Origin of the sequence: Glutamicibacter sp. JL.03c (genome assembly GCF_025854375.1) — a bacterium.
Taxonomy (GTDB): Bacteria; Actinomycetota; Actinomycetes; order Actinomycetales; family Micrococcaceae; genus Glutamicibacter.
The window spans coordinates 925281-945991 of sequence record NZ_CP107575.1; the positions used below are offsets into that span (position 1 = coordinate 925281).

At 60.8% G+C, this 20711-nt stretch carries 22 protein-coding genes; 14 read left to right on the forward strand and 8 right to left on the reverse strand.

Annotated elements, in window-relative coordinates; translation table 11 throughout:
- Nucleotides 1-6: 6 nt before the first annotated feature.
- Both OF385_RS04230 and OF385_RS04235 read right to left on the reverse strand, forming a co-directional pair.
- Nucleotides 7-684 (reverse strand): HAD family hydrolase, encoded by a 678-nt coding sequence (locus OF385_RS04230; protein ID WP_264277132.1) that lies wholly within the window; start codon nucleotides 682-684, stop codon nucleotides 7-9.
- 31 nt (nucleotides 685-715) lie between these two features.
- The gene (locus OF385_RS04235) at nucleotides 716-1162 is read right to left on the reverse strand and encodes a MarR family winged helix-turn-helix transcriptional regulator (RefSeq protein ID WP_146277908.1); all 447 of its coding nucleotides are present in this window, start codon (nucleotides 1160-1162) and stop codon (nucleotides 716-718) included.
- A gap of 114 nt (nucleotides 1163-1276) precedes the next feature.
- On the opposite strand from OF385_RS04235, the gene OF385_RS04240 reads away from it, so the two are divergent.
- From OF385_RS04240 to OF385_RS04250, 3 genes are all read left to right on the forward strand, one after another.
- Nucleotides 1277-2458 (forward strand): MFS transporter, encoded by a 1182-nt coding sequence (locus OF385_RS04240; RefSeq protein WP_264277133.1) that lies wholly within the window; start codon nucleotides 1277-1279, stop codon nucleotides 2456-2458.
- A gap of 45 nt (nucleotides 2459-2503) precedes the next feature.
- On the forward strand, nucleotides 2504-3334 hold the full coding sequence (locus tag OF385_RS04245; protein ID WP_264277134.1) for an aldo/keto reductase: 831 nt from the start codon (nucleotides 2504-2506) through the stop codon (nucleotides 3332-3334).
- Between the two features lie 277 nt (nucleotides 3335-3611).
- On the forward strand, nucleotides 3612-4883 hold the full coding sequence (locus OF385_RS04250; protein WP_264277135.1) for an ATP-binding protein: 1272 nt from the start codon (nucleotides 3612-3614) through the stop codon (nucleotides 4881-4883).
- A 181-nt stretch (nucleotides 4884-5064) separates the two neighbouring features.
- Here OF385_RS04250 and OF385_RS04255 read toward each other — a convergent pair whose 3' ends face one another.
- Both OF385_RS04255 and OF385_RS04260 read right to left on the reverse strand, forming a co-directional pair.
- Nucleotides 5065-5820, reverse strand: a complete 756-nt coding sequence (locus OF385_RS04255) for a class I SAM-dependent methyltransferase (protein WP_264277136.1) — start codon at nucleotides 5818-5820, stop codon at nucleotides 5065-5067.
- A gap of 167 nt (nucleotides 5821-5987) precedes the next feature.
- Nucleotides 5988-6893 (reverse strand): LysR family transcriptional regulator, encoded by a 906-nt coding sequence (locus OF385_RS04260; protein ID WP_264277137.1) that lies wholly within the window; start codon nucleotides 6891-6893, stop codon nucleotides 5988-5990.
- Between the two features lie 133 nt (nucleotides 6894-7026).
- Between OF385_RS04260 and tdh the strand changes: the two genes are divergently transcribed.
- The 8 genes from tdh (at nucleotide 7027) to OF385_RS04300 (ending at nucleotide 16089) form a co-directional block, all read left to right on the forward strand.
- Nucleotides 7027-8079 carry an L-threonine 3-dehydrogenase gene (gene tdh / locus OF385_RS04265; RefSeq protein WP_264277138.1) on the forward strand — a complete coding sequence of 351 codons (1053 nt, stop codon included), beginning with the start codon at nucleotides 7027-7029 and terminating at the stop codon, nucleotides 8077-8079.
- A gap of 31 nt (nucleotides 8080-8110) precedes the next feature.
- Nucleotides 8111-9310: a glycine C-acetyltransferase gene (locus OF385_RS04270; RefSeq protein ID WP_264277139.1), complete on the forward strand. Its 1200-nt coding sequence runs from the start codon at nucleotides 8111-8113 to the stop codon at nucleotides 9308-9310.
- 69 nt (nucleotides 9311-9379) lie between these two features.
- Nucleotides 9380-10396, forward strand: a complete 1017-nt coding sequence (locus OF385_RS04275; RefSeq protein ID WP_264277140.1) for a LacI family DNA-binding transcriptional regulator — start codon at nucleotides 9380-9382, stop codon at nucleotides 10394-10396.
- A 132-nt stretch (nucleotides 10397-10528) separates the two neighbouring features.
- Nucleotides 10529-11887, forward strand: coding sequence for an ABC transporter substrate-binding protein (locus OF385_RS04280; protein ID WP_264277141.1), 1359 nt, complete (start codon nucleotides 10529-10531; stop codon nucleotides 11885-11887).
- Nucleotides 11888-11954: 67 nt separating this feature from the next.
- The gene (locus tag OF385_RS04285) at nucleotides 11955-13094 is read left to right on the forward strand and encodes a carbohydrate ABC transporter permease (protein WP_264277142.1); all 1140 of its coding nucleotides are present in this window, start codon (nucleotides 11955-11957) and stop codon (nucleotides 13092-13094) included.
- Complete coding sequence (locus OF385_RS04290) at nucleotides 13091-14038, forward strand: carbohydrate ABC transporter permease (protein ID WP_264277143.1); 948 nt, start codon at nucleotides 13091-13093, stop codon at nucleotides 14036-14038. Before OF385_RS04285 ends, OF385_RS04290 begins: the two co-directional genes overlap by 4 nt.
- Before the next feature lie 185 nt (nucleotides 14039-14223).
- Nucleotides 14224-15414 carry an imidazolonepropionase gene (hutI, locus tag OF385_RS04295; RefSeq protein WP_264277144.1) on the forward strand — a complete coding sequence of 397 codons (1191 nt, stop codon included), beginning with the start codon at nucleotides 14224-14226 and terminating at the stop codon, nucleotides 15412-15414.
- Between the two features lie 177 nt (nucleotides 15415-15591).
- Nucleotides 15592-16089, forward strand: a complete 498-nt coding sequence (locus tag OF385_RS04300; RefSeq protein ID WP_264277145.1) for a hypothetical protein — start codon at nucleotides 15592-15594, stop codon at nucleotides 16087-16089.
- Nucleotides 16090-16158: 69 nt separating this feature from the next.
- Here the strand turns inward: OF385_RS04300 and OF385_RS04305 are convergent, their stop codons facing one another.
- Together OF385_RS04305 and OF385_RS04310 are read right to left on the reverse strand one after the other, a co-directional pair.
- Nucleotides 16159-16545 (reverse strand): hypothetical protein, encoded by a 387-nt coding sequence (locus tag OF385_RS04305; protein WP_264277146.1) that lies wholly within the window; start codon nucleotides 16543-16545, stop codon nucleotides 16159-16161.
- 38 nt (nucleotides 16546-16583) lie between these two features.
- Entirely contained in the window at nucleotides 16584-17216 is a 633-nt protein-coding gene (locus OF385_RS04310; RefSeq protein ID WP_264277147.1) for a class I SAM-dependent methyltransferase, read from the reverse strand.
- Nucleotides 17217-17313: 97 nt separating this feature from the next.
- On the opposite strand from OF385_RS04310, the gene tpx reads away from it, so the two are divergent.
- Nucleotides 17314-17811, forward strand: a complete 498-nt coding sequence (gene tpx / locus OF385_RS04315; protein WP_264277148.1) for a thiol peroxidase — start codon at nucleotides 17314-17316, stop codon at nucleotides 17809-17811.
- 101 nt (nucleotides 17812-17912) lie between these two features.
- On the opposite strand, the gene OF385_RS04320 is transcribed toward tpx, so the two are convergent.
- Nucleotides 17913-18758, reverse strand: coding sequence for a phosphotransferase family protein (locus OF385_RS04320; protein WP_264277149.1), 846 nt, complete (start codon nucleotides 18756-18758; stop codon nucleotides 17913-17915).
- A gap of 61 nt (nucleotides 18759-18819) precedes the next feature.
- Between OF385_RS04320 and OF385_RS04325 the strand changes: the two genes are divergently transcribed.
- Nucleotides 18820-19575 (forward strand): CPBP family intramembrane glutamic endopeptidase, encoded by a 756-nt coding sequence (locus OF385_RS04325; RefSeq protein WP_413468087.1) that lies wholly within the window; start codon nucleotides 18820-18822, stop codon nucleotides 19573-19575.
- Between the two features lie 16 nt (nucleotides 19576-19591).
- Complete coding sequence (locus OF385_RS04330; protein WP_264277150.1) at nucleotides 19592-20011, forward strand: GNAT family acetyltransferase; 420 nt, start codon at nucleotides 19592-19594, stop codon at nucleotides 20009-20011.
- Between the two features lie 43 nt (nucleotides 20012-20054).
- On the opposite strand, the gene OF385_RS04335 is transcribed toward OF385_RS04330, so the two are convergent.
- Nucleotides 20055-20699, reverse strand: a complete 645-nt coding sequence (locus OF385_RS04335; protein WP_264277151.1) for a VOC family protein — start codon at nucleotides 20697-20699, stop codon at nucleotides 20055-20057.
- Between the last annotated feature and the right edge of the window lie 12 nt (nucleotides 20700-20711).

The following is a 20711-nucleotide window of genomic DNA, read 5'->3' on the forward strand; positions in this document are numbered from 1 at the left end:
CCTCAGCTATTTTTGCGTGAGAAGCCCCGGTAGCTGATCCATGTTGGTAAATACTTCGGCAGCGCCTGCCGCCAAGAGCTTTTCCTCGGTGCTGCTGATGGGTCCACCCGGGCAGTAGCCGAAGACCGTGGCTCCGGCCGCAACCCCGGCGCTCACTCCGGTGACCGTATCCTCAACGACCGCGGCTTGGATCGGATCTATTCCTAGCCCGGCGGCTGCAGCTAGATAGACATCGGGCGCGGGCTTGCTCTGGGCAAACTCCATGCCGCTATAGACCCGATTGCCAAAGAATGGCGCCATCTGGGCTATCGATAGCTGCATCTCGACCTTGGCCCGGTCGGCTCCCGTGGCGCAGGCGATCTTTTCGCCGTAGGCGGCAGATATCTGCATGACGGCTTCCAAGGCACCGTGCACGGCTTGCAAGTTTTCGCGCAGGGCTATATCGCGGCGTTGCCTGAACCCGGTAATCCACTGCTCGTCAATGCGCACACCGGTATGCGCCAGGATGGGTTCCCACTGGTCTTTGAGGGCCTTGCCGATGAAGATGCTGATGCATTCTTCCTGGCTGATGTTCCATCCCAATTCAATGAGCATCTCCCGGAGCACTGCGTTCGTGATGGACTCGGAATCCACCAGTACGCCATCGCAATCAAAGAGCACAGCGGAGAATTTTGGACGCGGCAAGTTTGATCCTTCCTGCGGAATCATCGATTGGCTAAGCGGCAGAGAACTCGTGGAGAATGCGGGCCAGCGGCGCCAGTTCGGGCTGCTCCTCGGCTTGCTTCAACACGCGTTCCAGCGTGGCATCGTGGATAGGCTTGGCTTTTTGATACAGCTCGTGCCCAGCGGCGGTGAGCTCGGTGTAGATGCCGCGACGATCGTCCGCGCACAGCACGCGCGAGAGCAGATTGCGATCTTCGAGCCTCGTGACCAGGCGCGTCGTTGCGCTGGGGCTCAGTGCGGTGGCGCGGGCCAACTGCGCCATGCGCATGTGCCAGCCGTCCTGCCGGTTCAAGGCGTCCAATAATGTGTACTCGACCACAGAAAGCCCGACCTGGGCGGTCAGGTCCTTTTCTAGTGCGGCATCGATTAATCCGTGCAGTGACGCCAAAGTGCGCCATCCACGAGCACGGATTTCGACAGCATCATCTGCGATTCCCATGGGTTCCTCCAAAAATACTTGCTTGCGCTGGTTAGTTGCGTGTGCAACGATAGTATCCATCGCGCAATAACAAGCGTGTGCAACTAATTTATCTAGTCTATCAGGAGTAACGCTATGCCGCTCGGTCTTATTGCGTTGGCCATCGGTGCCTTTGGCATTGGGCTTACTGAATTCGTCATCATGGGCCTATTGCCAGACGTGGCCACCGACTTCGCAGTCAGCGAGGCCGCAGCTGGCTGGCTCATTTCCGGATACGCACTCAGCGTTGTTGTGGGAGCCCTTGGCCTGACCGCAGCAACCGTCCGCCTGCCACGCAAGCCGGTGCTTGTCGGCCTGCTGGTTCTGTTCATCATCGGCAACTCGCTCACCGCGCTGGCCGGCAACTATGAAGTGGCCATGATCGGCCGCGTCATCGCCGCACTATGTCACGGTGCATTCTTTGGCATCGGCTCGGTAGTGGCCGCTGACATGGTTCCGGCCAATAAGAAGGCCGGCGCTATCGCCATCATGTTCACCGGGCTGACTGCCGCCAACGTCTTGGGCGTTCCTTTCGGAACCTTGCTTGGACAGCACTCGGGCTGGCGCTCGACCTTCTGGGCCATTTCCGGCATTGGCGTCCTGGCGCTCATCGGAATCCTCGTCCTGGTTCCCGCGATCAAGCACGCAGCCGAAGGCATTTCACTGCGCAAGGAACTCGGCGCTTTCGCTTCCCTGCAGGTCTGGCTCTCCCTTGGCGTCACCATCCTGGGCTACGGCGGCATGTTCGGCGCCTTTACCTACATCGCCTACACGTTGACCGAAATCACCGGCTTCAATGCGACCATCGTGCCATGGCTGCTGATGCTCTTCGGTGTGGGCCTCTTCGTGGGCAACTGGATCGGCGGACGCATGGCCGACAAGAGCATCGATCGCACCCTGCTCTTCTTCATCTCGGCACTGCTGGTCGTCCTTGTCTTCTTCGGATTCTTCGCAAGCAACCAGATCGCTACCGTCGTCGCCTTGCTGCTCATGGGCGGCTTCGGCTTCGGAACCGTTCCCGGCCTGCAGAGCCGCATCATGCGGTACGCCGGCAATGCGCCAACCTTGGCATCGGGCGCCAACATCGGTGCCTTCAACGTCGGCAACGCATTGGGTGCCTGGGCCGGCGGCCTGGGTATCGCAGCAGGTCTCGGCTACACCTCGCCGATCTGGATCGGTGCATTGATCACCCTCGTTGCGCTGATTGTCATTCTGGTTGCCATGGGCTTGGCCAAGAAGGCCTCGGCCGCGGCACCTCAGCTGGTTCCAGCTAGCTAACCAACAGATTTCCCCAGTTTTTCAACCAATTTTTAGGAGTTAGATATGACTACCGCCATCCCAACCATCACCCTGAACAACGGCGTTGAAATGCCTCAGGTAGGTTTCGGAGTCTTCCAGGTTCCCAATGAGGAAACCACAGCCGCAGTGAGCGCAGCACTTAAGGCCGGCTACCGCAGCATCGACACCGCTGCCATCTATGGCAATGAAGAGGGCGTTGGCAAGGCGCTGGCTCAGTCTGGCATTGCCCGCGAGGAACTGTTCATCACCTCCAAGATCTGGATCGCAGACATGGGTCACGAGCAGACTCTCGAAGCCTTCGATGCAAGCCTGGAGCGTTTGGGCCTGGACTACCTGGACCTGTTCCTGATCCACTGGCCAGCTCCTGAAAAGGATCTCTACGTGGAGACCTGGAAGGCGTTGGAGAAGCTGTACGCAGAGAAGAAGATCCGCGCCATCGGCGTTTCGAACTTCCAGCCAGCACACCTGGACAAGCTGATCGCTGGGGGAACCATCACTCCAGCAGTGAACCAGGTTGAGCTACACCCGGCCCTGCAGAACCGAGAAGTTATTGCCTTCAACGCCGAGCACGGTATCGTCACCGAAGCTTGGAGCCCGCTGGCTCAGGGAGCAATGCTCACTGATGAAACCATCCTCGCGATTGCAGAGACTCACAAGGCTACCGCTGCACAGGTCATCCTGCGCTGGCACCTGCAGCAGGGCCGCGTGATCATCCCCAAGTCGGTCACCGAGTCCCGCATCATCGCCAACCTGGATCTGTTCGGCTTTGAACTGACCGGCGATGAACTGGCCAGCATCGACGCACTTGATCGCGACGGCCGCACCGGACCAAACCCGGACACCTTCAACGGCTAAATATTCTCGTTTCAGGTAGGGTCCGCCCATTTTGATCTGCTCCCCAGGAGTTGGACTGAGAAATCAGTAACCAACATCTGGGGAGCTTTTCAATATGCGCAAGAAGCGCTTTAAGCGGCCGTAAGGTGAGTGGCAAAAGGTAGCCCGCGTAGTAGTTCTGATGCCGCTCATGATAGTGGAGTAGATATGCTCATTAAGGTGTACTAGGGAAGATCAAAAAGGTATAGTACAAATAATCGATGTGGTGGTCCAACAGAGGGCGGGGTGTGGTTGCGTAGTGGCTGGGTACCAACGGAGGATCATCGACGACTCAATCGACGAACTGTTTCCTTCGTTCGCCGCGATCTGCCTTGAAGGGGCTCGCGCGATCGGCAAGACCTCAACCGGGAGACAACGGGCGAAGGCAACTCTCGACTTGGACCTCCCTGAAATCCGGCAGCTAGTCCAAGCCGATCCCAAGTATCTGAGCAGAGTGGACACCCCTGTCCTCATTGATGAGTGGCAACATGTCCCCGAGATCTGGGACCGTGTACGCCGGCTCGTCGACAGTGACTCGACCGGCGAGCGATTCATCCTGGCTGGCAGCGCTGCACCCGTGGGCGCACGACTCCACTCCGGTGCCGGCCGAATCATCAGATTCCGGATGCGACCTCTGTCCGTCGCGGAACGCGACCTAGCAACACCGACCGTCCGGGTCCGTGATCTGCTCGATGGAGTCACTCCTGACATCCAAGGTTCCAGCGACGTTGAACTGCATGACTATGTCCGTGAAATCCTCGCCTCTGGATTCCCTCAGGCCCGGCAGATGAGTGATCGTGCCCGCAGAGTTTGGCTTGATGACTACATCGAGCGTGTCATCACCCACGACTTTGCCGAACAGGGACATCGCATCCGGCGTCCGGAGCTTTTACGAGGCTGGCTTCGAGGTTATGCCTCGGCTACAGCCTCTGCGACGACCTTTACGAAGATCGGTGCCACTCTCGACCCAGGTGAGTCAACGGGGCCGACGAAAAAAACTTCGATTGCCTATCGCGACGTTCTCGGCAGCCTATTTCTACTTGACCAGGTCGATGCATGGTCGCCTCAGCAACAGATTCTGGCACGCACGGCCCTCGCGCCCAAGCACTTTCTCGCCGATCCGGCAATGGCCGCGCGGCTGCTCAATCTCAACGAAGCTAAACTGCTGTCTGCTGCTGAGCCTGCGACCAATAATGGAGACCGTACCCGCCTCGGTGATTTCTTCGAGGCACTCGCAGCTCTCAGCCTCCAAACTTATGCCGCTGCAAACGATGCACAAGTGTCTCACTTCCGTGACCACGACGGGCGGCATGAGATTGATTTCATTGTTCACCGCGGGCATGCGGAAGCTGTGGGATTTGAAGTGAAGCTCAAGTCCTCGATCACGGACCACGACGTTCGTCATCTTCTCTGGCTAAAAGAATCAGCCCCTGACCAAATTGTCGATCTAGTCGTTATCAACACCGGCGCCTACGCCTACCGTCGCCCAGACGGAGTGGCGGTCATCCCGCTCGCGTTGCTCACCGCTTGAGGGGCAACATGCGGGCGCCGAAACATGCGAAGCAGCGCGTGCCGTCGTGCCCGCAAGGGGAACCTTCTGCACGGCAGAAGCACTTCGAATCGTTTGGCCCGTTGCTAAGCCTAATTATCTCGATCGGAACATGCTCATCACATGGTCATTCTGGTGTAGGTAGACCGTTGCCGGCGGAGATTTAGCGAGCGGATTGCAGAACGACTCTAAACTCTGTCGCGTTCGCATCGGTGGAGATCGTACGGCCTTCCTTGTCTTGTAGGGCGACAACGACCAGTCCAGCGGCTTCGGCGAGTTGCCGAAATCCCGACTGCGTGTACCAGTGCAACAGCCAAGTTCTATCCTCGACCACGCTAGTACCGTTGGCATGCTTCTCGTATCGGAGGAGATTGCGTTGAACCCTTGCGTCTTCGTCGCGATCCGCGGAAACGATGGAACAAGGCAAGACCTCGCCGCCCTTGGTAACCACTTCGCTGACCATGCCAAGCTGGCGAGGGTCGGTGGGTGCTGGGATGAACAAAGGCACTAGGGCGGTGTCTCCATCTGCAAGATGACCACGGATGCGCTTTAAGGCGCGCAACGCAGTCACGTCGTCGGGAAGCAACGTGAACGTAGGGCCGGCGAGAAATATTGAACGGTATCTTCTGGGTAATTCAAGCTCTTCCATGCGCTGAGGAAAGAGTGCAACTTCAATGTCCGCCTGGGCTGCCTGCTGCGCGCACCGTGCGAGCATGTCTGTCGATGAATCGATACCGTCAACGTCGAACCCATTTCGGCGCAAGTCGAGAATGCGTTCCCCGTCGCCGCATCCCAGCTCGAGTGCAGGTTCACCTTCCTGCGAGATAAACTCCGCGTAAGGCTCCCAAGCTTGGCTCGTGGATTTTAGTGGCGCGTAAAGTTCTGCAAAAATGCCGGTGTAGAAATTGGAGGCTTCCATAGTGTTGATTGTTGCAAGAACTCTCATTAAAACAATGCTGTCGGGAACCGCTGATTGTCTTGGACTCACGTAACTTTGTTAGGCGTGGCAGATCCGCCAACGGAAAGTTCTCAGCAACCCCGATGAAACCGTCGTTGAGTTGTTTGCTCAGAAACCTAATCGGCAAATCAGCCGGTAACCAGTCCCTGCACCGCCGTGCGAATAGCTTCGATGACGTCATTGACGGTCTTTCGGTGCAGGTGCTCTGCCCGCAATAAAAGGTCGATTTGTCGACCGGAGTTTATGCCTTTAATCGGTCGTAAAGTCACCGATTCATCCAGGGTTCTCCGCGCCGTGAATCGAGGCAATATCCCCAGGCAATCGCCGGCTTCGACGAGCGCGCCAGCTGTTGCATAGTCGTTGACCCGGTGCTCGATTTGCGGAGCCTTGCCCGCCAGCGCGGCGATGGTTTCCAGGACATCGGCCGGCGAATATCCCGCGCGGGAAACAACCCAGCGTTCATCGATGACCTGCTCGGGGGAGAGCTCATCGAAGTCGGCCAACCGGTGATCCTTGTGGATGGCGATATCCAATGGTTCGAAGGCCAGCGGGATCACCGTGATGCGCTCTTCGGGCCACGGGGCTGTATGCGGCATGCGGTGGGCCAGGACCAAATCGTAGGTCGAGGTCAGTGCCGGGAAATCCTGCTGCGACACATCCTCATCGGAAAAATGCAGGGGCGGCAACTGGCCTTCGGGCAGGGCTAGCAGCGGCGCAAAAATGGTCTGCCCGATGGAATGGAAGCCGGCGATCTTGATGGGAACATTCTTGTCCTGCTCCACGGTGCGTATTCTTGCCGAGGCTTCGGCCAGTGTCGAGGCCACCGACGCTGCCGCGGAAGCCAGCAGCTTGCCCTCGGAAGTGAGCACCAGGCGCCGGCCTTCCTTCTGCGTCAGGGGTGCCGGGAACCCGCGCTGCAACTGGGCCAAGTGCTGGGAGACGGCCGAAGGGGAGACGAACAGCGCCTTGGCCACGGCATTGACGCTCCCCAGATCCGCAAGTTCGCGCAGGATCCGCAGCTGATGTAATTCCATGAAGTAAATGCTAAATCAATAGATCAGCAAATCGTGGTTCTTCTAATATGTTTTCCCCGGGAGTGCGGTGCGACACTGGAAGCAACACAGTCCGTCGCGTGTGAACCCGACGGCCATCTGCAAAGGATCACGCATGAAAGCACTGTACAAGTCCGGACCGCACGCTGGGCTGGAACTCGTGGACCGCCCAGAACCAGAAGTAGGTGTGCACGATGTGAAAATCCGTGTCATGACTGCCGGCATCTGCGGCACCGACCTGCACATCGAGGCCTATGACGATGCCGCCAAGGCCATGATCAACACCCCGCTGGTTCCCGGCCACGAGTTCTACGGCGAAGTCGTGGAGATCGGCGACTTCGTGCACGGCGTCAAGGTCGGGGACCGCGTTTCCGGCGAGGGCCACGTGGTCTGCGGGCTGTGCCGCAACTGCCGCGCCGGCCGCAAGCAGATGTGCATCAACGTTGATTCTCTCGGCGTCCAGCGCGATGGCGCCTTCGCCGAGTACGTGTCGATCCCCGAAAGCAACGTCTACATCCATCGCGATGAGCGCATCACCCCGCTGCTCGGCGCCATCTTCGACCCCTTCGGCAATGCCGTGCACACCGCCTTGCAGTTCCCCATGGTCGGCGAAGACGTGCTGATCACCGGGGCCGGCCCCATCGGACTGATGGCCGCCGCCGTGGCCCGCCACGTCGGTGCCCGCAACATCGCCATCACCGACGTCTCCGAACAGCGCCTGGAACTGGCGCAGTCCATGGGCATCGACCTGGCCGTGAACGTGGCCACCACCCGGATCAAGGAAGCCCAGCAGCAGCTGGGCATGGTCGAGGGCTTCGACTACGGCATGGAAATGTCCGGCCACAAGACCGCCCTGCCGGAAATGATCGAAAACATGAACCACGGCGGCAAGATCTGCATGCTGGGACTGCCCAGCACCTCGATCGATATCAACTGGGGCAAGGTAGTCACCCACATGCTCACCCTGCGCGGCATCTACGGCCGTGAAATGTTCGAAACCTGGTACGCCATGAGCGCCATGCTCACCTCCTCCGAGGTGATGCGCGAGCGCATCTCCTCGGTAGTCACCGACTTCCTTCCGGCTACTCAATGGCAGCAGGGCTTCGATGCCGCCCGCAGCGGCCACGGCGGCAAGGTCGTGCTGGACTGGACCGTTTTCCAAGGCTAAGAATTCCCCGCACCAACAAGGAGCAATCCACATGTATACCGACCTCAAAGACCAGCTGGCCGCCGAGCTCGACGAGCTGAAGGCCTCCGGGCTGTTCAAGGCCGAACGCCACATCGACTCCGCGCAGTCCGCCTCCATCAAGGCCGGCTCGCTGGGCGCCGAAGCACGCCAGGTGCTGAACTTCTGCGCCAACAACTACCTGGGCCTGGCCGATAACCAGCAGATCATCGACGCCGCCAAGACCGCCATGGACGAGCGCGGCTTCGGCATGGCCTCGGTCCGCTTCATCTGCGGCACCCAGGATGCGCACCTGGAACTGGAGGCCAAGCTCTCCGAGTTCCTGGGCACGCAGGACACCATCCTCTTCTCCAGCTGCTTCGACGCCAACGGCGGCGTTTTCGAGTCGCTGTTCGGCAAGGAGGATGCCATCATCTCCGATGCGCTGAACCACGCCTCGATCATCGACGGCATCCGCCTGTCCAAGGCCGCGCGCTTCCGCTACGCCAACCAGGACATGGCGGATCTGGAAACGCAGCTGCAGGCCGCCGCCCAGCTGAACGACGGGGCCGGCGCCCGCCGCACCATCATCGTCACCGACGGCGTGTTCTCCATGGACGGCTACCTGGCTCCGCTGGAGGCCATCTGCGATCTGGCCGACAAGTATGGGGCTTTGGTGATGGTCGATGACTCGCACGCCGTGGGCTTCATGGGCGCCACCGGCGCCGGAACCCCGGAGCACGCCGGCGTCTCGGACCGCGTGGACATCTACACCGGCACCTTCGGCAAGGCCCTGGGCGGCGCCTCGGGCGGCTACGTCTCAGGCCGCGGCGAAATCGTGGCGATGCTGCGCCAGAAGGCCCGCCCCTACCTGTTCTCCAACTCGCTGGCCCCGTCGATCGTGGCCGCAACCCTCAAGGCGCTGGAACTGGTGGCAGGCTCCGGGGACCTGCGCGAGAAGCTCTTCGAGAACGCGGCGCACTTCCGCCGCCGGATGAACGAGGAGGGCTTCGAGCTGCTGGACGGCGAGCACGCCATCATCCCGGTGATGTTCGGCGATGCCATCAAGGCCGCCGAGGTGGCGGCGAGGATGCTCGAGCAAGGCGTCTTCGTCACCGCCTTCAGCTACCCGGTGGTTCCCCAGGGGGCCGCGCGCATCCGCGTGCAGCTCTCCGCGGCCCACTCGGCACAGGATATCGAGGCCTGCGTCCAGGCCTTTGCCGCCAGCCGCTGACCCAGGGGCCGGCCGGTGCTCATGTTTCAATAGGAACTACGAGTTGGCATAACCAAAGGCGGAGGACTCATGGCGACCAGGGATGACGTGGCGCGCTTGGCCGGCGTTTCCCCCAGCACCGTGTCCTATGCGATCAGCGGCCGGCGCACGATCTCCGACGCGACCAAGGCCAAGGTCCTGGCGGCCATGCGGGAGCTGAACTACACCCCCGATGCCTTTGCCCAGGGCTTGGCCGGGGCGCGCCGCGGCATCCTCGCCCTGCATTTCCCCACCAGCGTGGACGGCTATTCCTCCACCGAATTCGAGTACGTCACCGCCGCCATGGAGCGCGCCCGGGCCTTGGGCTACCACATGCTGCTCTGGTCCAACCCGATGACCGATGTGATGGGGCTCGAAAGCCTGGTCGGCCAGAAGCTGGTGGCCGGGGTGCTGCTCATGGAAGTGTCGATCAGCGATCCGCGCTTTGATGTTCTGCGCCGGGCCAACATCCCCTTCGCCTCCATCGGCCGTCCCGATGACAGCGCGGACCTTTCCTACGTGGATAATGATTTCGCCGAAGCCGGGCGCATCGCCGTGGACTACCTGGCCGGCCTCGGGCATCTCTCGCTCCTGTACATCAACGTCTCCATCGAGGACCAGAAAGCCGGGAATGGGCCGGCCATCCGCACGGCCCGCGCGATCTGGGATGCGGTGGCTGGCCGCGGCCTGGAAATGCAAGAAGTCCCGGTGGAGAACAACGCCCGCGGCGGCCGCCAGGCCCTGGACGCCTACCTGTCAATGGATCAGCGGCCCACGGCAGTGCTCGCCCTGAAGGAATTTGCCACCGCGGGTTTTGTCAACGCCGCGGGGATGGCGTCGCTGCGGATTCCCGGGGACCTGTCGGTGATCGCCCTGGGTGTGGGCGATCGTTCCGCGGAAATGGTTGCCCCCGCCCTGACGACCGTGGCGCCCTCGGGGGAGCGGATTGCCCATGCCGCAGTGGACGCGCTGGTGCAGAAAATCGAGGGCCGCACCGCCGGCGCGGTGCAGGAGCTGATCACCCCGCAGATGATGGTGCGTGACAGTTCGGGCCCGGCCCCGCGCTGAGTCGCCCCCGGAAATCCAGCCAGGGACCACCACCGACTGTTGACGCGCGTCGATGAGCTGGGTCACTATGGGAGGGATCATCCGTGCCAGGCCATCGAAGCCGGCAGGGCACAACTCGACGTGGAGGGCATCATGAACAAAGCACAACGCGGTCTGAAACTTGCACCGGTCCTTTCAATAGCGGCCATCAGCCTGCTTCTGGCCGGCTGTTCGGGGGGAGTCGACCCCAATGACCCCAACGCATCCGGCTCAGGTGAAGCCCCGGTGGGCCAGGCCGACGGCGTCGTGGACATCTACGGCCCGGTCACCGGCATCGAGGCGGAATTGCTCGAGAAGTCCTGGGCCAAGTGGTCCGAGGAAAACGGCATCAAGATCCGCTATACGGGCGATAAGAACTTCGAATCGCAGATCGGCATCAAGGTCCAGGGCGGCGACACCCCCGACCTGGCCGTGTTCCCGCAGCCCGGCCTGCTGCAGGCCACCGTGGCTCAGGGCAAGGTGCAAAAGCTCCCCGAAGCCGTGCAGAGCCAGCTGTCGAGCAACTGGTCCGAAGACTGGCAGAACTACGGCAAGGTTGATGGCGTGCAATACGGCGTGCCATTGATGGCCAGCGTCAAGGGCTACATCTGGTACTCGCCCCAGCAATTCGAAGAATGGGGCGTGAGCGTGCCGCAGACCTGGGACGAGATGACCAGCCTGGGCACCGAGATCTCCAAGAAGACCAATGAACCTGCCTGGTGTGCCGGATTCGCCTCCGGCGAGGCTTCGGGCTGGCCGGGCACCGACTGGATCGAGGATGCCGTATTGCGCCAGGCCGGAACCGATGCCTACGACAAGTGGGTTGCCGGCGACCTGGAATTCACCTCGCCCGAGGTCACCAGCGCCTTCGAGTCCGTCGGAAAGATCCTGCTGGACCCCGAGCAGGTCAACGCCGGCTACGGCGACGTGAAGTCGATCAACGCCACCGCCTTCGGCGATGTGGGAACCGCCGTCGCCAAGGGCACCTGCCCGCTGACCCACCAGGCTTCCTTCCTCGAAGGCTACGTCCTTGATGCCAAGAACGCCGACGGCAAGAAGGCCACCGTGGCTCCGGACGGAGATGTCTGGGCCTTCGTCGCCCCGCCAGCCAAGGCCGATGACCCGGTCTCAGTGGTCGGCGGCGGCGAATTCGTTGCGGCCTTCTCCAATGACGAGGACACCGCCAAGGTCCAGGAATACCTGGCCAGCGCGGATTGGGCCAACAGCCGCGTCAGTCTCGGCGGCGTGATCTCGGCGAACTCCGGACTGGATCCGGAGAACGCCAGCAGCGACCTCTTGCGTTCCGCGGTGGAGCTGCTGCAGGATCCGAACACCACCTTCCGCTTTGACGGCTCGGACCTGATGCCCAAGAGCGTGGGCTCGGACTCCTTCTGGAAGGGCCTGGTCGACTGGATCGACGGCAAGCCAACCAAGGAAGTACTGGAAAATATCCAGTCCGGATACGACTCCTAGCCACGACCTCGCACCTCGCCAACGGCCGGGCCTCCCGGCCGTTGGCGTGATGACAGGAGCTTGAACCATGTCTGAATTCTTCCAGTGGCTGGCCGGGGTGCCGCCGCTGATCCAGGTGCCGATCATCCTGGCCGCCTTCGCCGTCCTGATCGCGCTCATCCTCGCCTTCGTGGAAGCCGCCACCAGGCGCGGCCGCACGTTCACCGTGCTGCGGCTTCTGGCCGCGGTCCTCGTTCCCGTGGTCATTCTCCTGGCCTTGGGACTGTACAACTCGGTGATGTGGGTGGCCGGAATCGCCGCGGTGCTCGGAGCACTGCTGTACCTCGCCGACCGCCGATCGCGCGAAGGTGCCGGTTCGCTGCTTCAGCTGGGCGGCTTCCTGGCCCCCGCGCTGCTCCTGCTGGCTATCGGCCTGATCTATCCCACGATCAGGACCGCGATCAGCGCGTTCATGGCCAACGACGGGTCCGGATTTGTCGGGCTGGGCAACTTCATCTGGGTCTTCACCAGCCCCGATGGCGTCACCGCCCTGCTCAATACCCTGGTGTGGGTGCTCGTGGCCCCCGTGGTGTCCACCATCATCGGCCTGGCCTATGCGGTCTTCATCGACAAGTCGCGCGGCGAGAAGTTCTTCAAGCTGATGGTCTTCATGCCCATGGCCATCTCCTTCGTGGGCGCCTCGATCATCTTCAAGTTCTTCTACGACACCCGCCAGGGCGAACAGATCGGCGTATTGAACGCGATCATCACCGCCTTCGGTGCCGAGCCCGTGGACTGGCTCGGGCTGGAACCATGGAACACCCTGTTCCTGGTGGTCATCCTGATCTGGACCCAGGCAGGGTTCGCCATGGTCATCCTCTCGGCGGCGATCAAGGGCGTGCCGGCCGAACAGCTCGAAGCCGCCGCCCTGGACGGCGCCAGCCCATGGCAGCGCTTCGCCAATGTCACCTTGCCCGGGATCCGCTCCTCGGTGATCGTCGTCTTGACCACCATTTCCATCGCCTCGCTCAAGGTCTTCGACATCGTCTCTTCGATGACTGGCGGCCGCTCGGATACCACCGTGCTGGCCTTCGAAATGGTGCGACAGTTCCAGCTCGGCGCACGCACCGGCTATAGCTCGGCCCTGGCGGTCATCCTGTTCATTCTGGTGCTGCCGATCATCATCTACAACGTGCGGCAGCATAAGAAGCAAAGGGGAATCCGATGAGCGCCGTCAGCGAATCCTCTCGCCGCCTGATGCGGGCCACCGAAAAAACCAGCGGGAAGCTGCGCAAGGCCACCACCTCGCGCGGGGCCACCATCGCGGCCTTCATCATCGCCGCGATCTGGACCATTCCGACCTTCGGCCTTTTTGTCTCCTCCTTCAGGCAGGCCGATGACATCAAGAGCTCGGGCTGGTGGACCGCGCTGTCCAACCCGTCCTTCACGCTGGATAACTACGTGCAGGCCTTCTCCTCGGGAGACAGCCTGCCGCTGTCCAAGGCGTTCCTGAACTCGCTGGTCATCACCATTCCTGCGGCGATCGTGCCGATCATCATCGCCAGCCTCGCGGCCTACGCCTTCGCCTGGATCAACTTCAAGGGCCGCAACACGCTCTTCGTGCTGGTATTCGCCCTGCAGATCGTGCCGATCCAGATGGCCCTGGTTCCCCTGCTCCAGCTCTTCTCCGATGGCCTGAAAATCGGCGGGCTGTACATCCTGCCGGGCCTGGGCGTCAACGGGCTGGATGGGGCCTATGCGAAGGTATGGATCGCGCACACGATCTTCGCTTTGCCGCTGGCGATCTTCATGCTGCACAACTTCATCTCGGAGATCCCAGACGAGGTGATCGAAGCGGCCCGCGTGGACGGTGCCGGGCATGGAAAGATCTTCTCGAAAATCGTCCTTCCGCTCTCGATGCCGGCCATCGCCTCCTTCGGCATTTTCCAGTTCCTCTGGGTGTGGAATGATCTGCTGGTCGCCACGGTATTCACCTCGGGCGGCGGCCTGCCAATCACCAAGGCGCTGCAGGATCTTTCGGGAACCTACGGGCAATCCTGGGAGCTGCTTACCGCCGGTGCGTTCATCTCGATGATCATCCCGCTGGTGGTCTTCTTCGCCTTGCAGCGGTACTTCGTGCGTGGCCTGCTGGCAGGGGCCACCAAGGGCTAGCCGAAACCGCAGGTGCAGCGAGGGCCCCGGATCCCCGGGGCCCTCGTTCTGTCTGAAATCCCGGATCTGAATAGCCTGCGCCGAGGGCGCAGCCGCGGCGCGGGCCAGTAGGCTCGTCAAAGGAGAACATCCACGGATTTCGCGATGCCCCGCAACGGGCTGCGCAGAACAAGAAAGGTCGCCATATGGGTACGACATTGCTGACGAATATCGCGCAACTGGTCACCGTTGATGCCGCGGGCAGCGTACTGGAGCATGCCGCCGTGCTCATCCGCGAGGACCGGATCGAATGGATCGGCGCTGCAACAGATGCACCAGCGGCCGATGCCGTTCACGACCTGTCAGGGCGAACCGTGCTGCCAGGCTGGGTCGACTCGCACAGCCACTTGATATTCGGGGGAGACCGCGCCGAGGAATTTGTTGCCCGCATGGCCGGCCAATCCTACGCAGCCGGCGGAATCGCGGTGACCACCTCGGCCACCAGGAGCCTCAGCGACGAGGAACTCTCCGGCCTGGTTGCCGCCCGCCGCGCCGAAGCCCTGTCGATGGGGACCACCTGGATGGAAACCAAGACCGGCTATGGCCTGGAACTATCGGAGGAAAGCCGCCATGCGCGCCTGGGCGGACCCATCGCCGATACCCTGACCTTCCTCGGCGCCCATCTGGTTCCCGCTGGCGCTGATGCCGATGAATATACTGACCTTGTCGCCGGCCCCATGCTTGAGGCCGTCGCACAGGACATCGACTTTGTGGATATCTTCTGTGAACGCGGCGCCTTCAATGAAGATCAAACCCGCCGCGTTCTGCAAGCAGCGCAAGACCGGAATTTGGCAACCAAGGTCCACGGAAACCAGCTGGGCCCAGGCCCGGGAGTGAAGCTTGCGGTTGAATTCGGCAGCCATTCGGTGGATCACGTCAATTACCTTGAGGACTCGGATATCCATGCGCTCGCCGGAAGCTGGGCCAAGTGGGACCGCACGACACGTTCCGGAAAGCCCGGGACTGTCGCCACCTGCCTGCCGGCCTGCGACTTGTCGACCCGTCAGCCGCTGGCACCAGGGCGCGAGCTGCTGGATGCAGGGGTGGGCATCGCGCTGGCCAGCAATTGCAATCCAGGAACCAGCTACACCAGCAACATGAACTTCTGCGTGGCCACCGCGGTGCTGCAGATGAATCTGTCCTTGGCCGAAGCCATCGAAGCCGCCACCTACGGCGGAGCGCTCGCGCTGGGCATCGCCGACCAGGTAGGCTCCATCGAGGTCGGCAAGCGCGCAGACCTGCACGTTCTTGATGCGCCGGCAGCTGCGCATCTGGCCTACCGTCCGGGAATGAACCTGACCCATAGTGTCTACCGGGCCGGGAAGCTGGTTAGCTGAGGCATGGGCCAGAAGTTTGCTACCAATTTTTGGACGGGCATAAGGAGTGCTATGCGTTGCATACCGTACATCTCTGCTCGAATATTTTCCGCGATCAGTTCTACTCCGACTTTGGTGCTCGCCAAATTTGAGATGTAATTAATCGTGGTATTTCATCTGAAACAGACAATGATCGGAATGTGGCCAAAAGCCAATAGGCGCAAAATCCTTGCACAAAGCGAGGAAGCGTACCTTCGCCGCTTACAAGAAATCGAAGCTTCGGTTCCCGACCCCGAAGAGTGGGGTCCCTCGCTAATAAATATTGGCAAAGGGCAGGCCGAATTCATGGGCTATGCTACGAAAAGTAGGTTCGCAGATCATTACATTGTCGTAGAAGCCGATGGGCTGCCCACTCAAAGCGGACGACGGGAACGCACACTTGATTGGGTTGAAGCAGAACAGACAGAACTTTTGGGTCAAATTACTGGCTACTGGCTGGCGATCTTGAGGAATTCTGACAGCCAGAAAGAAATGTCGTCGGGGGAGAGCGAACATTGGTTTGAAACAATGTCCGCATTGAACGATTTCTTGCAACCGATGGAGGCCGCTTGGTATCCCGCTTTGCAGGGATACCAGCTGATCGAAGGCGTTGGCTTCTACTCTCCCGATTGGCGCTGCGGTGCCGAACCTGCCTAGGCACTTGTATTTCCAAACAGACGTCGGAGTGTAGTTCCGCAGACGATTGTCGATCTGGTCTGGTAGGTCCTAGCCTATAGAGCCATGGCCCAGAATCTTCCACAGGCGGTCGCGTTCAGCGCCCGTCATGAGATTTGCTTCAAAACGAGCTTCGACTTGCGTTTTTGGATCGTTCACCAATACGTAGCCATCACGTAGTTCATTGGCCGTGTACCAGCCTGGGCCGTAGTCTTCTTCAAGGAAATCGTGGTGGCCGTCTATCCAGTGCGTTTGCCACCACATCTGTTCTTGCTTCTCCCAGAAAATGGGGAATGAGCGCATGATACCTACCGAAGTCGTCAACCATCCTCGGAGCAGGCCATCTTGCTTCAGTTCCCAGACCGCGTCTCGAAAAGTATCCAACTCGGGATCTCGTGGCCAGTGACTCTCTTCGAACCACTTGTCTATCAAACGCATATCATCAATGGTATCGATCCTGATGACAAGTACCTCGGTCAGACAGGCAAGACGAAAATTCCATCCGGTGCCTTGAAACCGGTTCGCTTCCGATCTTTGGCATAGATACTGACGGACCATTGGGCTGTCGAATCAAATGGCGAAAGATGCCAGTCTGAGAATCGACCAACGAGCTGCAATCGTGAATCAGCGAACAGGTCGTCTTGATCGACTGTCCCACTTCGTGCCCGTGCAGTGGATCCGATGATCATAACTCCAGTGTCGTTGAGCAACTCTTGAGCAATGGCGGACAGCTTGCGGAACTCTTTGGTGGACAAGAATGCGGGTACGTTACCGGCAAGCACAATGGCTCCAAAACTGACCGGTAGGCCGCGTGCATGCATGACCTCGGCTTTCAGTTCGTCAACGGCCAGTTGCGTAAACCAGGCATCGTTAAAGAGTTCACCAGCCACCTTCAGAACCTCTGGTGTCGGATCAATTCCGAATGCTTGGTGACCTTTTTGGCGTAGGGCATTGACCGTATTGCCGATGCCGCAACCGATGTCTAGAATTCTTGAGCCACGTGGACACAACATATCTACAAAACGTGCTGCAGTCTCAAGATCCGTCCCCGTTAGGGTCATGCTGCGCATCTTCGCTGCATAGGAATCATAGCCTTTGCTCAAACTCATGGTCGCTGGTATTCCATGAGCTGCCAGCCTTCGACTTGTTCCGGTCGGTTCGCCTGAAATCTGGCAGTCAATTAGCCATTCGTGATAGACAAGAACCATGGCTAATACTGCTTTTAAGGGAACCCCCGTACAGACCATTGGTGAACTGCCAGCCGTAGGCTCGCAGGCTCCATCATTCACCCTCACCGACACCGGCCTTGCAGATGTCACCAGCGAATCGCTGGCTGGCCGCCGCATTGTCCTGAACATCTTCCCATCGGTCGATACCGGCGTGTGCGCTGCCAGCGTTCGCCGCTTCAACGAACTGGCTGCCGGCCTGGAGAACACCACCGTCGTGTGCGTCTCCGCTGACCTTCCATTCGCACTGGGCCGCTTCTGCGGTGCCGAGGACATCGAGAACGTCACCGCCGCTTCGGTCTTCCGCTCGGACTTCGGTTCGGACTACGGCGTGACCCAGATCGACGGCCCGCTGGCTGGCCTGCTGGCCCGCTCGGTCATCGTCCTGGACGAGAACGGAAAGGTGGCCTACACCCAGGTCGTTCCTGAAATCACCACCGAGCCAGACTACGATGCAGCCATCGCAGCCCTGGGCTAATCGCCTTCTGCATCATTGGTGATGCTTGCCAAGGCCCATCCGAGCATCGAGCTTGGATGGGCCTTCGCCGTCCCCGGGGGAGGGATGCCAATGATCGGGCATCAGCACCCCGCAACCTGCGCGGCGTGCTCAATCCGCGGTCCGATCTTGCGCATCAGCTTGTCGATCTTTGGGCTATCGGTGCGCGAGAGCGTATCGGAAAGCCGCTCCAGGCTCATCAGCCCGAGCCAGATCTTCGCCCGACGGGCTTCATCGGGGCTCGGCGCGATCAAATCCACCATCTCCAACCCGTGCCACAGGCTCAGGTACGCCGTATTCAATGCCGGGTCCCAGGCCGCGGCCAGATCCCAGTCCAGGATGCCGATCAGTTCTTCATCCACCCAGTGCATATTGTGCCCGGCCAGATCTCCATGGACCAGGCTCGGAGGCACCTGGGCCAGTTCGTCAAGCTGCGCCCACAGGCTGCTGGCAGGGCCGCGCAATTGATCGGGCAAGGCATAAAAACATTGCTGCTGGCGCTCATCGGTCCACGGGCCGCGGAAGGCAAAAGGGGAGGCCAGGTGCTCGCGCAGCGGTTCAAGCTCGACCTGCGCCAGGTCGCTCACCAGCTGGCCCAAGACTTTGGGGTCCCCGTAGTGCGGTTCATGGGCGCTGCCCGGGATGAAGGACAGGGCCACCGACCCCAAAGAATCCACCTTCAGCATCGGCGAGGTCGCCACCGGGATCTGGTAGTCCAGCTGTTCGGCCACAAGTTCCAGCAGCTTGATGGAGCGCGGCATTTCTTCGGTGGCATCGATGGTCCGCGCGATGCGGATCACCGAGTCCGGGTTGGCGATCACCACCTTGTGGAACTGTCCGCCCTCGTTCACCGCTGCGTGCTCCCAGGAAAGGTCAGGGCGTAATCGGCGGGCGATGGACAGTTCTTCTTCCGTGGCAGGACGGGACACTAATGCTCCTTTAATTCGCTGTCTTCAGGCTACCAAAGCTCCCGCACAGCCTGATCAGCCTATGATCGAGAACGTGAATGCCAAGATCCTGAAGTTCGAGATCGCCCTGGTCCTTGCCCTGTCGCTGGGGCAGAGCGCGATCTACTCGCTGCTGAGCTTTGCCGACAAAGTCACCCGGGCACCGTTGCGTGATCAGACGACGTCGCTGAACAACCAGCTGAGCACCCGCGAATTTTTCGACTTCTCCTATCAGCTGCTGGACATTGTCTTTGCGCTGGTTCCGGTGGCGCTGGCCCTGTATCTGATGAAGCGCAGCCTGGGCTTCGGCGTACACGAGATCGGTTTTGATGTGCGCCGGCCAGGCAAAGACTCATTGTTAGGTGCCGGACTCTTCCTAGCCATGGGCCTTGGCACCTTGGGAGTCTATGCGGCCGGTCGGGCACTGGGCATCACCACGGCGCTGTCCGCTGCCAATCTGGGGGACTACTGGTGGAGCGTGCCGGTGCTGCTGCTCTCGGCGGTGCGCCATGCGGTGCTTGAGGAAGTGCTGATGCTCGGCTTCCTATTCACCTACGCGAAGAAGCTGAACCTCGGATTATGGACCACCATCATTGGCTCGGCGGTGATTCGTGGCAGCTACCACCTGTATCAGGGTCTGGGGCCAATGATCGGCAACTTGCTCATGGGTGTGGTTTTTGGCTGGGTCTATCACAAGTACGGGCGGGTGATGCCGCTGGTGATCGCGCACTTCCTGCTCGACGCCATCGGCTTTGTTGGGTACGCGCTGATTGGCCCGGCCATCGGGATCGGGAGCTAGCACCTAAGCTGTAATAATGCAGATTTGCGAGCTGAGAGAAGCACTGATTCCCGATGCTGTGGCCCTGTGGGAAAACACCGGGCTGACCCGGCCCTGGAATGATCCCTGCGCTGATGCCCGGCGCGCCCTGGAAACCGCCACCTCCACGGTGCTGGCCATGATCGACGACGAACAAGTTCTCGCCACCGTGATGGCCGGCCACGACGGTCACCGCGGCTGGCTGTACTACGTGGCGGTGGATCCGCAGAGGCAAGGCTTCGGGCTGGGCGCCACGATGGTGGATGCCGCCTGCAACTGGCTCACTGCGCGGGGTGTGCCCAAGGTGCAGCTGATGGTGCGCGAGGAAAATGCCGCGGTGCGCGGCTTTTATGAGCGGCTGGGATTCCAAGACCAGCAGGTCGTGGTCCTGGGCAAGCGCCTTGATGCCGGCGCATAAAAAATGGTAGGTGGGGACGCCATTGTCCCCGCCTACCGTCGTACTACAACACTACCGGGCCGTTCTCGGTCTCGAAGGTCACCGACATGATGCCCGGAGTGCCATTGGGCGCCTGATAGGCCATGGTCACTGCGCCCAGATGCACGTTTTCCGGCTGCCCCAGCCACTCCAGCACCCGATCGCGGGAACCGGCAATGGTGATCTCGCTGATCGCCCCGGCTGGCTCAAGGGCCTTGGAAGGATGCAGATCCCTGGCTTCCTCGTCCCAGGAGATCAGGTACGGGCACTGCGGGTCGGCGATCAGGCCCTTGATGCCGATCTGCTGCCAGGTCAGCTCGCGGCCATCGGGGAACTTGCGGTTGCCCGGAACGGCCTTGCGGCCCAGCCGGTCTTCGGCGCTGGATAGATCGTCCACCGAAACGCACCAGCCCATCCAGCCGCCGCCGAGCTCCGAACGGGCCCGCACCGCCTGGCCGAAGGGGGCCTTGTCGCTGGCCGGGTGGTTCAGCACCTCAACGACTTCCAGGTATTGCCCATGCTTGAGCGGGAAGATGACATTGCGCGTCCCGAACCTCGGATGCACGCCTCCCTTGACGAACTCCAGGCCGAGCGACTCGGAGATTCTTTGCGCGGTTGGCAGCAGCCCATCCGGGCCACAAGCATAACTAACGTGATCTAGCCTCATCATGAAGCCATCATG

What these genes read in the sequence shown, in the direction of transcription:
- OF385_RS04235 (WP_146277908.1), bottom strand. Translation starts at nt 1,162, where the DNA reads ATGGGAATCGCAGATGATGCTGTCGAAATCCGTGCTCGTGGATGGCGC.
- OF385_RS04240 (WP_264277133.1), top strand. Translation starts at nt 1,277, where the DNA reads ATGCCGCTCGGTCTTATTGCGTTGGCCATCGGTGCCTTTGGCATTGGG.
- OF385_RS04245 (WP_264277134.1), top strand. Translation starts at nt 2,504, where the DNA reads ATGACTACCGCCATCCCAACCATCACCCTGAACAACGGCGTTGAAATG.
- OF385_RS04255 (WP_264277136.1), bottom strand. Translation starts at nt 5,820, where the DNA reads ATGGAAGCCTCCAATTTCTACACCGGCATTTTTGCAGAACTTTACGCG.
- OF385_RS04260 (WP_264277137.1), bottom strand. Translation starts at nt 6,893, where the DNA reads ATGGAATTACATCAGCTGCGGATCCTGCGCGAACTTGCGGATCTGGGG.
- tdh (WP_264277138.1), top strand. Translation starts at nt 7,027, where the DNA reads ATGAAAGCACTGTACAAGTCCGGACCGCACGCTGGGCTGGAACTCGTG.
- OF385_RS04270 (WP_264277139.1), top strand. Translation starts at nt 8,111, where the DNA reads ATGTATACCGACCTCAAAGACCAGCTGGCCGCCGAGCTCGACGAGCTG.
- OF385_RS04275 (WP_264277140.1), top strand. Translation starts at nt 9,380, where the DNA reads ATGGCGACCAGGGATGACGTGGCGCGCTTGGCCGGCGTTTCCCCCAGC.
- OF385_RS04280 (WP_264277141.1), top strand. Translation starts at nt 10,529, where the DNA reads ATGAACAAAGCACAACGCGGTCTGAAACTTGCACCGGTCCTTTCAATA.
- OF385_RS04285 (WP_264277142.1), top strand. Translation starts at nt 11,955, where the DNA reads ATGTCTGAATTCTTCCAGTGGCTGGCCGGGGTGCCGCCGCTGATCCAG.
- OF385_RS04290 (WP_264277143.1), top strand. Translation starts at nt 13,091, where the DNA reads ATGAGCGCCGTCAGCGAATCCTCTCGCCGCCTGATGCGGGCCACCGAA.
- hutI (WP_264277144.1), top strand. Translation starts at nt 14,224, where the DNA reads ATGGGTACGACATTGCTGACGAATATCGCGCAACTGGTCACCGTTGAT.
- OF385_RS04300 (WP_264277145.1), top strand. Translation starts at nt 15,592, where the DNA reads ATGTGGCCAAAAGCCAATAGGCGCAAAATCCTTGCACAAAGCGAGGAA.
- OF385_RS04305 (WP_264277146.1), bottom strand. Translation starts at nt 16,545, where the DNA reads ATGCGTTTGATAGACAAGTGGTTCGAAGAGAGTCACTGGCCACGAGAT.
- OF385_RS04310 (WP_264277147.1), bottom strand. Translation starts at nt 17,216, where the DNA reads ATGAGTTTGAGCAAAGGCTATGATTCCTATGCAGCGAAGATGCGCAGC.
- tpx (WP_264277148.1), top strand. Translation starts at nt 17,314, where the DNA reads ATGGCTAATACTGCTTTTAAGGGAACCCCCGTACAGACCATTGGTGAA.
- OF385_RS04325 (WP_413468087.1), top strand. Translation starts at nt 18,820, where the DNA reads ATGATCGAGAACGTGAATGCCAAGATCCTGAAGTTCGAGATCGCCCTG.
- OF385_RS04330 (WP_264277150.1), top strand. Translation starts at nt 19,592, where the DNA reads ATGCAGATTTGCGAGCTGAGAGAAGCACTGATTCCCGATGCTGTGGCC.
- OF385_RS04335 (WP_264277151.1), bottom strand. Translation starts at nt 20,699, where the DNA reads ATGATGAGGCTAGATCACGTTAGTTATGCTTGTGGCCCGGATGGGCTG.